Source organism: Gammaproteobacteria bacterium (genome assembly GCA_009838035.1).
Lineage (GTDB): Bacteria > Pseudomonadota > Gammaproteobacteria > Steroidobacterales > Foliamicaceae > Foliamicus.
The window spans coordinates 276,360-289,944 of sequence record VXSK01000003.1 but is presented as its reverse complement, the minus strand read 5'-3'; the positions used below and the strand labels follow the sequence as shown (position 1 = coordinate 289,944).

Annotated in this window: 12 protein-coding genes; 9 read left to right on the top strand and 3 right to left on the bottom strand. The window is 63.5% G+C overall.

Going from position 1 to position 13,585, the window contains the following annotated elements:
- The 5 genes from F4Y72_03970 to F4Y72_03950 all read left to right on the top strand — a co-directional run.
- Positions 1-239: agmatinase (locus F4Y72_03970; GenBank protein ID MXZ27446.1), on the top strand; the 239-nt coding region annotated here is incomplete at its 5' end.
- Complete coding sequence (locus tag F4Y72_03965; protein ID MXZ27445.1) at positions 236-1,525, top strand: aspartate aminotransferase family protein; 1,290 nt, start codon at positions 236-238, stop codon at positions 1,523-1,525. The genes F4Y72_03970 and F4Y72_03965, both read left to right, overlap by 4 nt.
- A 38-nt stretch (positions 1,526-1,563) precedes the next feature.
- A complete protein-coding gene (locus tag F4Y72_03960) occupies positions 1,564-2,967 on the top strand; it encodes an aldehyde dehydrogenase family protein (GenBank protein MXZ27444.1) in 1,404 nt (467 codons plus the stop codon).
- Positions 2,964-3,524 (top strand): DUF4175 domain-containing protein, encoded by a 561-nt coding sequence (locus tag F4Y72_03955; protein MXZ27443.1) that lies wholly within the window; start codon positions 2,964-2,966, stop codon positions 3,522-3,524. Before F4Y72_03960 ends, F4Y72_03955 begins: the two co-directional genes overlap by 4 nt.
- Positions 3,521-5,020 (top strand): hypothetical protein, encoded by a 1,500-nt coding sequence (locus F4Y72_03950; GenBank protein MXZ27442.1) that lies wholly within the window; start codon positions 3,521-3,523, stop codon positions 5,018-5,020. Before F4Y72_03955 ends, F4Y72_03950 begins: the two co-directional genes overlap by 4 nt.
- 35 nt (positions 5,021-5,055) lie before the next feature.
- On the opposite strand, the gene F4Y72_03945 is transcribed toward F4Y72_03950, so the two are convergent.
- The 3 genes from F4Y72_03945 to F4Y72_03935 are packed head-to-tail and all read right to left on the bottom strand — an operon-like array spanning position 5,056 to position 9,021.
- Positions 5,056-6,726, bottom strand: a complete 1,671-nt coding sequence (locus F4Y72_03945; GenBank protein MXZ27441.1) for a DUF3459 domain-containing protein — start codon at positions 6,724-6,726, stop codon at positions 5,056-5,058.
- A complete protein-coding gene (locus F4Y72_03940; GenBank protein ID MXZ27440.1) occupies positions 6,668-7,996 on the bottom strand; it encodes a sulfatase-like hydrolase/transferase in 1,329 nt (442 codons plus the stop codon). The genes F4Y72_03945 and F4Y72_03940 overlap by 59 nt, the downstream gene beginning before the upstream one ends.
- Positions 7,978-9,021 (bottom strand): hypothetical protein, encoded by a 1,044-nt coding sequence (locus F4Y72_03935; GenBank protein ID MXZ27439.1) that lies wholly within the window; start codon positions 9,019-9,021, stop codon positions 7,978-7,980. The genes F4Y72_03940 and F4Y72_03935 overlap by 19 nt, the downstream gene beginning before the upstream one ends.
- Positions 9,022-9,149: 128 nt before the next feature.
- On the opposite strand from F4Y72_03935, the gene F4Y72_03930 reads away from it, so the two are divergent.
- Genes F4Y72_03930 through F4Y72_03915 form a run of 4 tightly spaced genes read left to right on the top strand, consistent with a single transcriptional unit; the run spans position 9,150 to position 13,579 of the window.
- A complete protein-coding gene (locus tag F4Y72_03930; GenBank protein ID MXZ27438.1) occupies positions 9,150-10,157 on the top strand; it encodes a Gfo/Idh/MocA family oxidoreductase in 1,008 nt (335 codons plus the stop codon).
- Positions 10,154-11,263, top strand: coding sequence for a Gfo/Idh/MocA family oxidoreductase (locus F4Y72_03925; GenBank protein MXZ27437.1), 1,110 nt, complete (start codon positions 10,154-10,156; stop codon positions 11,261-11,263). The genes F4Y72_03930 and F4Y72_03925 overlap by 4 nt, the downstream gene beginning before the upstream one ends.
- 19 nt (positions 11,264-11,282) lie before the next feature.
- Complete coding sequence (locus F4Y72_03920) at positions 11,283-12,428, top strand: Gfo/Idh/MocA family oxidoreductase (GenBank protein MXZ27436.1); 1,146 nt, start codon at positions 11,283-11,285, stop codon at positions 12,426-12,428.
- Entirely contained in the window at positions 12,425-13,579 is a 1,155-nt protein-coding gene (locus F4Y72_03915; protein ID MXZ27435.1) for a dihydrodipicolinate synthase family protein, read from the top strand. The genes F4Y72_03920 and F4Y72_03915 overlap by 4 nt, the downstream gene beginning before the upstream one ends.
- The last annotated feature ends 6 nt before the right edge of the window (positions 13,580-13,585 follow it).

Below are 13,585 nucleotides of genomic sequence, written 5' to 3'. Positions count from 1 at the left end.
TGGACGTGGTTGACCCGGCGTTCGCGCCGGGCGTCCAGATTCCCGAGGCGGGCGGACCTTCGGCTCACGACATTCTCACCCTGCTGCGCAAGCTGGCAGGCGTCAACCTGGTGGGCGGCGAAGTGATGGAACTGAATCACCTTTACGACTCCGGCGAGATCACCGCATTGCTGGCCGCGACTTTCGGGGCCGAAATCCTGGCGCTGATCGCCGTCCACAAGCAGGGCAACCCCGGATGACACCGGAATCAACCGGTCCCGCGGCGGCCCTCGATCGCTACATGGTCGCCAACATCGCAGCGGAGCCGGTCATTGTCGAAGGAAGCGGGGCCACCGTCACCGACGAAGACGGGAGAACCTACATTGATCTTGAGGCGGGTCCGGGTGTCGTTTCGGTAGGACATTGCCATCCCGGGGTGGTGGCCGCAGTTCGGGAGCAGGTGGGCAGGCTGACTCAAAGCCCGGGGCGTTTCTACAGCCGCCTGTCGTGGGGCCTGGTCAAGCGGCTTTCGGATCTCACCGGCGGACACCTGTCGAAGGCCTTCATCGCCAATAGCGGGGCCGAGGCGAACGACGGCGCAATCAAGGTCGCGATCAAGCACGCGCTCGAAAGCGGCAAGAAAGGCCTCGGAATTCTCGCCTTCGACCACGGGTTTCACGGCAGGCTGTCGCTGGGCCTGTCGCTGTCCGGTTATGCGGCGCGCAAGTCCGGCTTCGGTCCCTACGCCAGCTTTCCCGGCATCGTCCACTTGCCTCCGCCGTATCGCTACCGCCTCGGCGAGCGCGACTGTCTGGCGGAAATCGAATCGGCATTACGCACCCGCGTGGCCGGCGAGGCCGCGATCCTGATCTCCGAGCCGATATGGTGCGTGGGCGGCGTATACGGGCCGCCGGCGGAATTCTGGCCCCGGGTCGCCGAGCTGTGCAGGAAGCACCGGATCACGCTGATCTTCGACGAAGTCTTTGCGGGCTTCGGGCGAACCGGGAAAATGTTCTCTTACCAGCACTTCGACGTTCAGCCCGACATCATGACTTTCGCCAAGGCAGTCGGCGGCGGGCTGCCTCTTGCCGGGTATATCGCGACCGAGGAAGTGGGCTCGGCGCTGGAGGTGGGCGATCATTTCACGACCTTTGGCGCCAACAACCAGGTGGGCGTCGCGGCGGGTCACGCGGTGCTCGATATCCTCGAGGAAGAGCGCCTGGTGGAGCGCTCGGCGGAGGCCGGCCGCCGTTTCCTTGACGGCTTGACGCGGCTCAAGAGCAAGCATGTCTGCATCGGCGATGTGCGCGGTTACGGGCTCATGCTGGGCGTTGAACTGGTCAGGGACCGCGCGAGCAGGGAGCCGGCCGCTCACCTCGCCAGACAGGTGCAGGCCGCCCTGATGGACGCCGGCGTGCTGGTCTCCATTACCGGCACGTACGGCTGCGTTTTGCGAATCACGCCTCCGCTGGTAATCAGCGATGACCAGATCGACGAGTCAATCGCGGCATTCGACGCCGCCTTTTCCCGCTGCAAGGAACAATGATGAATTATTTCAATCCTTTATGGGAGCAGTCAGCGTTCATCAACAACGATTGGGTAAAATCCGGCGGCGCGGCCGAGGTATTGGACAAGTTCGACAATTCCGTGATTGGCGTCGTGGCTCATGCTGATCAGGCCCTGACGAATAAAGCCGTTGCGGCGGCGGAAGCGGCGTTCAAGGCAGGTTCGATCCATCCGTACCGGCGCTACGAGATCCTGAGCAGGGGCGGTGAGCTGATTGCGGAACGTGAAGAACAGATTTTGCACCTGATGGTGGGGGAATCGGGATTCACCCTTGGCGATTGCAGGACCGAGTTCAACCGCTGTTTGCAGACCTTCGCCGCGTCCGCCGAGGAAGCGAAGCGGCTGACCGGCGAAATGGTTCCGATTACTGCGGCGCCCGGGCAGGATGAACGCCGGATAGCATTCACCGTGCGTAAGCCGATCGGCGTGGTTTGCGCGATTACGCCGTTCAATTCCCCTCTCAACACCGTGGCGCACAAGGTGCTGCCGGCCATCGCCGCCGGGAATACGGTCGTTCTCAAGCCAGCCACCTATACGCCGTTGTGCTCCGCGGTTCTGTGCGAGGTACTGGCCGAGGCCGGCCTCCCGCCCGGCTGTCTGAACATGGTGACGGGTGGAGGCGGCACCACCGGACGCACTCTTCTGCACGACCAGCGTATTGCCTACTATGCGTTTACCGGCAGCACCGAAGTGGGACGCGAAATTCAGCAGGCCGCGGGCCTGCGGCGCACGCAACTGGAGCTGGGAAACATTTCCGGCACCATCGTCTGCGCCGACGCCACGCTGGAAGCGGCGGTATCGAAATGCGCGGCGGCCTCGTTCCGCAAGGCCGGACAGGTCTGCACGTCGGTGCAGAGGCTCTTCGTGGAAAGCAGCCTTGCGGGCGAATTCGTGGATGCCCTGTGCCGGGAAACCCAATCGCTTGCGGTCGGCAACCCGAGAAATGAGAGGACTTTCGTGGGGCCGATGATCGACGGCAAGGAAGCGCAACGGATCGAGAACTGGATCATCGAGGCGGACCGGGAAGGTGCGGAAATACTCACGGGAGGGGACCGGGACGGCGCGCTGGTGCAGCCGACGATCATTACCGGCGCTTCTTCCGATGCACGGGTCCTTACCGACGAGGCCTTTGCGCCGGTTGTCACCGTGGTTCCCTTCGATTCGCTGGACGAAGCGCTGGCAGGGGTCAATGCAACGCCGTACGGCCTGTCGGCGGGAATATTCACAAACGACGTCACCCGCGGCCTCGACGCCATCCGCGCACTGGACATGGGGAACATTCATATCAACGACACATCCTCCAGCCGGGTCGATCTCATGCCCTATGGCGGCATCAAGGACAGCGGGCACGGTCGGGAAGGGCCGCGATACGCCGTGCGGGACATGACCGAGGAGCAACTGGTGGTCATCAACCCCGGATGAGCGCCCGCAGGATGCCTGTCGTGGTCCCCGTACTGCTAGTGCTTGCGCTGCTGTGGGTGCTGCTGGTGCTGGTGGCGGTTCAGCCCGACCCTTCCGTCCCCAATTCGCTGCCGCACCCGGACATTGACGGAATGATGGCGGGAAGCGACGGGCTGGCGCGCCTGGCGGACATCGGCTGGCCCGCTTTTTCGCTGCAGGCGGCAACACTGATTCTGGTTCTGCTGATGATCGCCCTTGGCGTCTCCAGGCGCTACCGGACCTTGCCTTTCTGGTTGGGCCTGGCCGCAACGGCCATCCTGTTCCTGTTGGTTTGGGCGCGCATCTTTCTCGGATATCAACACTTTCTGAGCACGGAAGAGGTTGACTACCTGCTCGGGTTCCCGGCTCCGACGGCGTGGGTGGCTTACGGGATCTGGGCTTCCGGCCTGGCCCTCCTGGCGTTTTATGTCGTGGGCTTCAGGAGGTTCATCTACACGCATGAAGACGAGGCCGAGTTTGACCGCCTTGTGGAGGACCTGAAGGGGGAAGGGCGTCCCGCCCTCCCGGATGGCGAGTGATGGAAGCGCTTCGCTCCGAGATCATTATCGGCTTCGTCGCCGTATACATGGCGTTCTGCATCGGCGTCGGGCTATGGTCCATGCGGCGCACGCATTCCGCCAGCGATTTCTTCGTGGCCGGACGCAGCCTGGGGGCCTTCGTGGTCGCAATGGCGATTTTCTCCAGCACCCTGAGCGGCTTCGGATTCGTGGGCGGCCCCGGGCTGGTGTACGCAACCGGCGTCAGTTCGTTCTGGATGGTGGCGGTGTCGGCGATCGGCTATGCGGTCGGATTCTGGCTGGTCGCCAAGCGTATCCGCATGGTTACCGAGGTTCGCCGCTGCCTGTCCCTGCCGGACGTCGTCGCGGCCCGCTACAACAGCGAGGGCGCACGTTTCCTGATCGCGCTGACCATCCTCCTGGGCGTCATGGGTTACCTCGCAACACAGATCCTGGCCCTGGCGCTGGTCATGCAATCCATCCTGCAGGGAATCGAGGCTTTTGCCGATGTCGGCCTGGTCAGTTGCGTCCTGTTCGCCACCGCCATCCTGGTCTTCTACAGCGTCACCGGCGGCATTATTGCCTCGGTGTATACGGACCTCGTGCAGGGCGCGGTCATGATCGTGGCCGGCCTGCTGATCGTGATCGTCGCCGCCAATGTATTTGACGGCGGCATCGGGCAGGCATCTGCGATTGTCCTGGCGGACAATGCCGAAGCGATGATGCCCTTCGGCACCGCCGGAATCATTGCCTGCCTGGGCTGGTTCTTCATTTTCGGGTTCGGGCTGGCGGGCCAGCCGCACCTCATTACCAAGATGATGATGAACAGGCGGATTTCGGACAACCGCACGATCTACCCGATGTCGGTCTTCGGCTACATCATGGCCGCGCTGTTGTGGATCTCGGTGGGCGTGGTCATGCGCGCCGTGGTCCTGGACGGCGGCCACGATCCTCTGTCGGCGCCGGACGCAGCGGCGCCGGCGTTCCTGTCCGCGTTCACGCACCCTCTGCTTGCCGGAGTGGTGTTTGCCGCCTTGCTGGCCGCCATCATGTCCACCTCCGACGCCTTCCTCAACATCGGAACGGCGGCGGTCATTCACGACATTCCGAACGCCATCCGCGGCCGGTCGCTCCACCGGGAGCTCCTCTGGGCGCGCGTATTCACGGTCGTGATAGCAGCCGTAGCGGCCGGCTTCGCGCTGTTTTCCTTCTATGAAAACGAGCGCCTCGTTGCGCTGCTCGGGGCTTTCGGCTGGAGTACCTTCGCCGCCGCCATCGTTCCGGTCGTCGTGATCGGACTGAACTGGAAACGGGGCACGGCAATGGGGGCGGTCGTTGCGGTACTTGCCAGCCTGCTGATCAATTTCTTCATCGAGATATTCTCGATCACCCTGCCGAAGGGGATCAACGGCGGTTATCTCGCCATGCTCACGTCCATCACGCTGTTCATCGTTGTTTCACTTGTCGGCAAACGCCCGAGGCATGCTCCGGATATCGCCCGGATCATGGAGATCTGAGGCTCCGGCAGAGGACGGACACGCCACCGGATCGGTCAGGTCGACAGAAACGCGAATCCCCAACCCGGCAGGCGCAGCCGGCCATTACCCAAGCCGATGCCCGGCGAGGCGAGGGCCGCTTGCGAGGCCCCTGCCTCGGCGGTCGTGTCCCGCGGTGCATCGTCAAGGTTTACGACCAGTTTCATGGATTCACCGTGCGTTCTTCGCTCGATGATCAGCAGTCGATTGGCAACGACGCTTACGTGCATGTCTCCGTGACGCAGGGCGGCTGACCCCTGCCGCAACGCCATGAGCCTGCGGAAAACCTGCAGCGTGGAACCCGCGTCGGCCTCCTGCAGGTCACGTGCGAGCGCCCCGTGGGCGGGCGATGCGTTCAGCCAGGGCTGCGTACCGGCGTTGAATCCCAGGTTGGGGACTGCCGACTTCCACGGAAAGGGCGTGCGCGCTCCATCCCGCTGGACCCCTTGCGGGAAATAGCGGATGCTCAGGGGATCCCGGACTTCATCCTTGGGAAGCTCCGCGTGCGGCAGGCCCAATTCGTCGCCCTGGTAGACATGCAGGTTGCCCCGGGCTGCGATGAGGACCGCAAGCGCCGCTTGCCACTTTGCCGCCTCGGCCTTCTTTCCGAAGATATTCGTGGGGCCACGCACGTAGTCATGGTTGCTCAGGAAGTGAGTAAGCCAGGCGTCGGATCCGCCCATTGCCTGCAACTGCCGCATCAGCGTCTTCGCCAGCGGCCGTTCGCCGGAGCCGAGCTGTGTTGCGTACGAACTGTGGAAGCGCCTGTTGCCGGAACAGTAGGCCAATGCGTCGGCCAGGGGCTTGTCGCTTGAGATTTCGGCAACCGAGTAAAGGCCGCCAGCCTCATCGAGCAATTTCCGGATGCGTTCAACGAACTCGAAACTCTCTTCGCGAGACCCGTCGTAGACCATCCGCTGCGCCCAGAGCGGAAATTCGTAATCATCCGCTTCGGAGGGCGGGTTGTCGCGCAGCGCGTCATCCACCATCAGGAAATTGGCCACGTCGAAGCGAAAGCCGTCTACTCCCTTGTCAATCCAGTGTTTGCCCACGTCCAGCAATGCCGACTGCACGTCCGGGTGCTGGGCGCGAAGATGAGGCATTCCGGGAAGGAAATGCGTCATGTAGTACTGTCGGCGGCTGGGACACCACTCCCACGCCGGCCCCCCGAACAGGGAACGCCAGTTGTTCGGTTCCGTCCCGTCGCGCTTCGCATCCGCCCACAGGTACCAGTCCGCTTTCGGATTGTCCCGGGACGACCGGCTCTCGATGAACCACTCGTGCAGGTGCGACGTGTAGGTCCAGACCTGATCCAGGATGATTTTCAGCCCGCGGCCATGGGCCGCCCGAACAAGCTCCTCGAAATCGCTCTGCGTTCCCAGGTGCGGGTTGATCTTTTTCTGGTCGATCGCGTCGTAACCGTGGTCCTCCATCGCCGATAAGTGCACCGGGCACAGCCAGATTCCGTCAACGCCCAGACCCGCAATGTAGTCCAGGCCTTCAATCAAGCCCTGGAGATCTCCCCAGCCGTCGTTGTCGGCATCGCGAAAACTCAGGGGGTATACTTGGTAAAGGGTGGCTCCGCGCCACCACTCGCCAGCGCCGATGTCGTTGCGTGCGGGCACGGCGTCAATCCCAGGCGGATCGGTGTTGCGGGATTCCTTCGAGTTCCCTGCGGCCCGCGTCAAGCAGCGACTGCATACGCTTCAGTACCTCGGGTTCTTTCTCGGCCATGTTGAAGAGTTCGCTGCCATGGGTTTCGATGTCGTAAAGCAGCGGATGCCGGTAACCGGGATTGAGATGATCGATTTCCCATACCTGCATGAACGTCCTGACCAGGTACCTCCACCGCTGCGTGCGAACGGCCGCAATCCGGTCTCCGGTAAAGAAATACAGCGCCTCGTGCGGCGAATCGCCGGATCCAAGGAGAAGGGCGGAAACATCCCGTCCGTCCATCTCCAGGTCGGCTGGCACGCCGACGCCGGCCAGGGCGGCGAGCGTCGGCATCAGGTCGATGTTCATCGACAAGCCTGAGGTTGTCACGCCGGGAGGAATGACGCCGGGCCACCGCGCGACGAGTGGCACCAGGTAACCGCCTTCCCAGGTGCCGGCCTTGCCGCCGCGCGCGGCCCCCGCCGAGCCGTCCCAGGCGCGTCCGTTGTCGCTGGTGAAGATAACCAGCGTTTCCCGCGTCTTGCCGGCGTCTTCGATCGCTTCAAGCACCTGTGCGATTCCCGCGTCCATCTCCTCCACGACATCGCCGTAGGGTCCGGCAGCGGAGCGGTTCCGGAATGCTTCGCCCGGCACGTTCGGATAGTGGGGCGCCACGGTCGGGAAGTACAGGAAGAAGGGACGATCGCCGGAGGTCCCGATCAATCGAGCGGCCTCGTCGGCAAGGCGCGCGTGTATCGTCGATTGACCCAGCGGATCCTCGATCTTTTCCTGATTGCGGAAAAGGGCTACGCCTTTCATGTCGTTTGAATACTGAATTCCGAAAAAGTAGTCGAATCCATGCCGTGTGGGCCAGGCCGAAGGCGTGTGTCCAAGGTGCCACTTGCCCACTGCCCACGTGTCATAGCCGGCAGCCTTCAGAATTTCCGCCAGGGTGACTTCGCCTTCACCCAGTCCGTATTCCGCCTCCGGAAAGATCACGTCGCCCGCGAGGCGCGAACGCACCGGGTAGCGGCCGGTCAGCAGCCCCACCCGCGATGGCGTACATACGTTGGCGCTCGCGAAGAATTGCGTGAAGCGGACGCCCTGTTGCGCCAGCGAGTCGATGGCCGGCGTGCGGACGAAGCGGGCGCCGTACGCGCCGACGTCGCCGTAACCGAGATCGTCGGCAAGGATCAGGACAATGTTGGGACTATTCGGTGGATCGCCGGACGCCGCCGCATTGCCTTGAGCGGCCCCGAGCCAGAGGGCGAGAAGGGCGAGCGGGACTACTGACCGTTTGTGCATTCCATCGCCTGCGGAATTTCAAGCCTGGCCCCGGCGATTCCCTGTTCTCCGGCAATTGCGTAATAGAGGTACAGGCGGCCATCGTCCACGAAGACGTAGGGGTCGCGCAAGGCGTGCTCAGGCGCATAGCTCCCGCCGCTTTGCGAACGCCGGACGGGTTGCCGTACGCCTTCGTATTCCCGCTCCGGCGCAAGGACCGTGGCCGGCGGGCCCGCCAACCAGCCCTCCGGGTCCGTTTTCAGTTCCACCACGGTGGCGAGTATCCGTTCCGGGGCATCGCCGACACGGGTGTAAAAGACGTAGAGTCGATCCTCGCAGCGGTATACGGCCGCGTGCCGCATGTCCCGGATGAACGGACCGACGCTGCTGAACGGGCCCAGGGGGCTGTCGGCCTCGTAAAGCTCTCCCCAGCGCGTGTTGTCGAGTTTGGCTATCGCAAAGAAGCGGCCGCGCCATTCGAACACGCGAAAGTAGTAGCGTCCAAGTACCGCGCTGGCCGGGGTGAATTGAATGCCGTCCTCGGAAAACGCGGCCGCGGTCTTCTGGCTCTCGCTTCCCGCCAGCGGCGCGTGAAAATACATGAGAATGCGTTGTCGCTGCTCGTCGACATGCACGTCGGGGGAAGCGATATGGTCCCAGAACAGGTCGCGGACCTGGTCGAGCCGCAACGTTCCCGGTTCATGCACCGTCCAGGGGCCAAGGGGTGAATCCGCATAGGCTAGCCGGATATAGTCGCCCACGTGGTTGGCGAAGTACATGTAGTACTGCCCGAGGGGATCCTCGATCCATTCCGGCACGCGAATGACCGATGGGCCGTTGATACTGGGGCAATCCGGGTAGTCGCTCCGGTATTTGGGCGCACACTCGTCCAGCCCGGGAGAGCTTGCGAAGGTGATCAGCGGATTGCCGGAAAAACGGGTGACGGATATGCCGTCAGGACCAGCTAGCACGTCGCTGCCCGACGCAGCACGGGCGGCGGCTGCCAGGAAAATCGCGCTGGTCTTCAGGATGTGTCGTGCGGGCACGCAAGCGCTCCGACAGCCCGGTTCGCAGTCTAGCACAGCCCGGTTTTTTGCATACCATTTGCATACAAAGCGATGCCGGGACGCGCTCATATTGTCGCATCAGCACGTTTCGGCACCAGGAGTATCGAATGCCGTCAATTGATTTCGCAGTAATCGGAACCCACCACGCCCATGTTTACGACATCGTCGACGGGTTGATCGGAGCGGGTGCGCGGCTGGCCGGTTTCTGCGGTGACGAAGACGCGGGGCGCGCCGCATTTGCCGAACGGTATGCCGGCGCCCGCCGGGAGAAGGACGCAGCATCCATTCTCGGGCGGAAGGGCGTGCAGGCCGTGGTTTTGTGCGGCCTTCCGTCGGAACGGGCGGGCGTGGCCTGCAGGGCGATGAGGGCGGGCAAGGACGTGATCGTCGACAAGCCGCCTGCGATTACCGCCGGGCAACTCGCCGATGTTCGCAGGGTGCAGGGCGAAACCGGACGGCGGTTCCTTGTCGTATTCGGCGAGTTGCTTTCGGGCGCATTTGACAGGGCCCTCAAGCTCTACCGGGAAGGCCGTATCGGCGAACTCGTCAGCGTCGCCGGCATGGCGCCGCACCGACTGGGAGAGGCGCGGCCTGAATGGTTTTACGATCCCGCCCGCAATGGCGGAATCATGGTTGACATCGGTTGCCACCAGATCGCCCAGTTCCTCACCATCACTGCCGACCCTGCCGCGGAGCTCGTGGACGCCAGCATTGCCTGCTTCGGTGGACGCGACGGGTTCTTCGACAGTGGCGACATCATCCTACGCAGCGGGCGGGTCAGGGGCTACGCCCGCGTGGACTGGATGACCCCGGACGGTCTGGGCGAATGGGGCGACGTGCGCACGATGATTACCGGGACGAAGGGTTACCTCGACGTGCGCAAGACGGTTGATGTCGGAAGGCCTGAATCCTGGGACGTTCTGTACGTCGTAGATTCGCGGGGCATCGAGAGAATGGAATGCGAACACGCGCCGCTGGATTTCTATTCGAAGCTGATCGCCGATATTCGCGACCGCACGGACCGGTCGATTTCACATGAGATTTCGTTTCGGACGATGGAGCTGGCGATCCAGGCCCAGGAACTCGCCGAGTCGCGCTGGCCTTGTGTCCGATGACGGGCTCCTCAACGGTCCGCGTGGCAATCGTCGGCGCCGGCGCGATCGCCGATTTTCACGCGCGGGCCTACAAGGCGCTTGCGCCGCGCTTTCGCCTTGCGGCGGTTTTCGATACGGACCTGCACAAGGCCCGGGCGTTTGCAAAAGCGCACGGAGTGGGTCGCGTATGCGAAACGCTGAAGGAAATCGTGCAGATTGAAGATGTGGAGCTTGTCGACTTGTGCACCCCCCCGTTCCTGCATGTTCGACAGGCGGCCGAGGTCCTTGCGGGCGGACGCCACGTGCTCTGCGAGAAGCCCATTGCAGGGTCGCTGCGTGACATCGACACGCTCGGCGAACTCGAGCGGCGCGCGCAAAGGCGTCTCTTTCCGATATTCCAGTATCGATTCGATCCGCAGGTTCGCAAGACGCTGGCGCTCAGGGATGCGGGATTGCTCGGAAACCATCGGCTTTCCACCGTCGAGAATTTCTGGTTCCGGGACGACAGCTACTTTCGCCCGTCCGGACGCGGCAGTTGGCGGCATGACCTGGGAGGGACGCTGGCCAGCCATGCCATCCATGCGCACGACATCCTCTGCGCGGTCGTCGGAATGCCGAAGCGCGTGTTTGCGCGCGCGGCCAGCATTCGCGAAGGGCACGAAACGGAGGACCTGGCCGCGGCGACTTTCGTTTTCGGTGACGGCAGCCTCGCAACTTCCGCGGCGAACCTGGACAGCAAACTGGAGCAGACTCGTTTCTGCTTCGTATTCGAGCGGGTCTCGATCGAGGGCGTCGTCGACATGACCCGCTGGGAACAGCCGCCCTGGCGATTCGTGGCTGCCGATTCCTCCGACCAGGACGCGATCGCGGAAATCATTGCTGCCGCAAACACGAAACGCGAGCAATTCGAGGCGCAGTTCGATGCGCTGCACGACTGCCTTACGCATGGACACCCGGCGCCGGTGACGCTGGAGGATGCTCGTCGATCAGTGGAACTGCTGACCGCCATGTACTATTCGGCCGACCACGCCACGGAAGTCGAGTTGCCGCTAGGCGCCGATCATGCCTACTACGATGGCTGGCGGGCGGAACCGGAGAATGCCGGGGGAGAAACACGCAATGACTGAGCGCCGGATAGGGATCGTCATGAACGGTGTAACGGGCCGTATGGGCGCGAACCAGCACCTCGAGCGCTCCGTAATCGCGATACGGGACCAGGGCGGCTGTGTCCTGCGGGATGGCGGCAGACTGGTTCCGGAGCCCATCCTTGTCGGCCGCAATGCGCAAAAACTCAGGTCGCTCGCGAAACGTTTCGGCGTCGAACGCTGGACGACCGACCTCGATACGGCGTTGTCGGACCCGGCCGACGAAATATTCTTCGACGCGGGCCCGACGAACATGCGGGCTGCGATTCTCAAACGGGCGATCGCGGCAGGCAAGCATGTCTACTGCGAGAAACCGAGCGCGTCATCGCTCGGTGATGCGATTACGGTCGCGAGGCATGCGCAGGCGGCGGGCATCAAGAACGGTGCCGTGCAGGACAAGTTGTTTCTTCCCGGCCTGCAGAAGCTCGCCCGGCTGCGCGACAGCGGGTTCTTCGGCCGGATCCTTTCGGTGCGCGGCGATTTCGGCTACTGGGTATTCGAGGGACAGGGCAGGGCGGCGCAGCGTCCGAGCTGGAACTACCGGGCGGCGGACGGCGGCGGAATCATCCTGGACATGTTCTGCCACTGGCGTTATGTGCTGGACAACCTGTTCGGCGAAATTCGTGCGGTCTGCTGTCTCGGCGCGAACCATATTCCGGAGAGAGTCGACGAGCAGGGCCGGCAATACGTCGCCGACGCCGACGATGCCGCGTATGCGATGTTCGAGCTCGACGGAGGGATAGTTGCGACGATGAACAGTTCCTGGTGCGTGCGGGTCCGTAGAGACGACCTTGTCGAATTCCAGGTGGACGGAACGAAGGGTTCGGCGGTCGCCGGCCTGACCCGCTGCTTCACTCAGGACCGCGCCGATACGCCACGGCCTGTCTGGAATCCGGTTGAGCCACAAACGGCGGACTTCTTTGCCGATTGGCAGGAGATTACCGGCTCGGAGCGCTACGACAACGGTTTCAAGGTGCAGTGGGAGCTCTTCCTGCGGCATGTGGCGGACGGTGACGCCTGGTCCTGGACGCTTGCGGAAGCTGCCAAGGGCGTGCAGCTCGCCGAACTCGCCATCGAGAGCTGGAAACGGCGCCGGTGGCTGGACGTTCCCGCGTTGCCCGACGGGAGTGGCGGGCCCGGGCCATGAGATTGCCCCAAAGCGACGGGTCGCTGGTCGAATTCAGCCTGCCGCCCCGGAAGGATTGTTCGATTGAACCTGCGCGCTGGAACCGGGTTGCCTACGCGGCCGCGCACGTGGTTGCCGACGCCCGCGCGGGCGTGAACTGGTTCGATTCCGGGGCAATCGACTGGGACGCGACGCTCGCGTTTCGCCGCCACCTTTGGGACCTGGGATTCGCGGTGGCGGAGGCCATGGACACGGCGCAGCGCAGCATGGGTCTGGGATGGCCGCAGGCTCTTGAGCTGATCCGTCGCACGGCGGCGGATTGCCGGACCCGGAAGGGCGCCGCGATGGCGGCGGGAGTGGGCACCGACCATCTCGATCCCGCCCGCGCGGCCGGCCTGGAAGATGTTCGCCAGGCCTATGAGACCCAGATCGAAGCGGCCGAAGCGGTCGGAGCGCCGATCGTCCTACTTCCCAGCCGCGCTCTTGCCCGCGCCGCCCGAGACGAACAGGATTACCTCAGCGTCTATGGGCGCCTGCTCGAACAGGTCCGGGAACCGGTAATCCTGCACTGGCTGGGACCGATGTTCGATTCGGCGCTGGCCGGTTACTGGGGAAGCTCCGACCCGTCACGCGCCATGGATACCTGTCTCGAACTCCTGCGTGCGCATGCCGACCGGATCGACGGAATCAAGTTGTCGCTGCTCGACAAGGACGTGGAGATCGATTTCCGGCGGCGGCTGCCGTCGGGTGTGCGAATGTATACCGGCGATGACTTCAACTTTGCGGAGCTGATCGCCGGCGATGAAATCGGTCATAGCGACGCCTTGCTCGGTATCTTCGATCCCATCGCTCCCCTGGCGGCGCAGGCGCTTAACCATCTTGCCCGGGGCAATGCGGAGGAATTTCATCGGATTCTCAGGCCTGCGATCCCGCTGAGCCGCAAGATCTTCGAGAACCCCACCAGGTTCTACAAGACCGGCGTAGTGTTTCTGGCGTGGCTGAACGGCCACCAGCAGCATTTCTGCATGCTCGGCGGAATGCAGTCGGCGCGATCGATTGTGCACCTTTCGGACGTGTTCCGGCTTGCCGCGGAGGCGGGTCTGTTGCGCGATCCGGAATTCGCCGTTCACCGCATGACCGGGCTGCTGGCGGTGTGGGGGATCGAACAATGAGCGCGG

Bases quoted from the DNA above. Each gene is read 5' to 3' on its own strand.
- F4Y72_03940 (MXZ27440.1), bottom strand. From the start codon at position 7,996: ATGCACAAACGGTCAGTAGTCCCGCTCGCCCTTCTCGCCCTCTGGCTC.
- F4Y72_03955 (MXZ27443.1), top strand. From the start codon at position 2,964: ATGAGCGCCCGCAGGATGCCTGTCGTGGTCCCCGTACTGCTAGTGCTT.
- F4Y72_03920 (MXZ27436.1), top strand. From the start codon at position 11,283: ATGAACGGTGTAACGGGCCGTATGGGCGCGAACCAGCACCTCGAGCGC.
- F4Y72_03915 (MXZ27435.1), top strand. From the start codon at position 12,425: ATGAGATTGCCCCAAAGCGACGGGTCGCTGGTCGAATTCAGCCTGCCG.
- F4Y72_03930 (MXZ27438.1), top strand. From the start codon at position 9,150: ATGCCGTCAATTGATTTCGCAGTAATCGGAACCCACCACGCCCATGTT.
- F4Y72_03965 (MXZ27445.1), top strand. From the start codon at position 236: ATGACACCGGAATCAACCGGTCCCGCGGCGGCCCTCGATCGCTACATG.
- F4Y72_03925 (MXZ27437.1), top strand. From the start codon at position 10,154: ATGACGGGCTCCTCAACGGTCCGCGTGGCAATCGTCGGCGCCGGCGCG.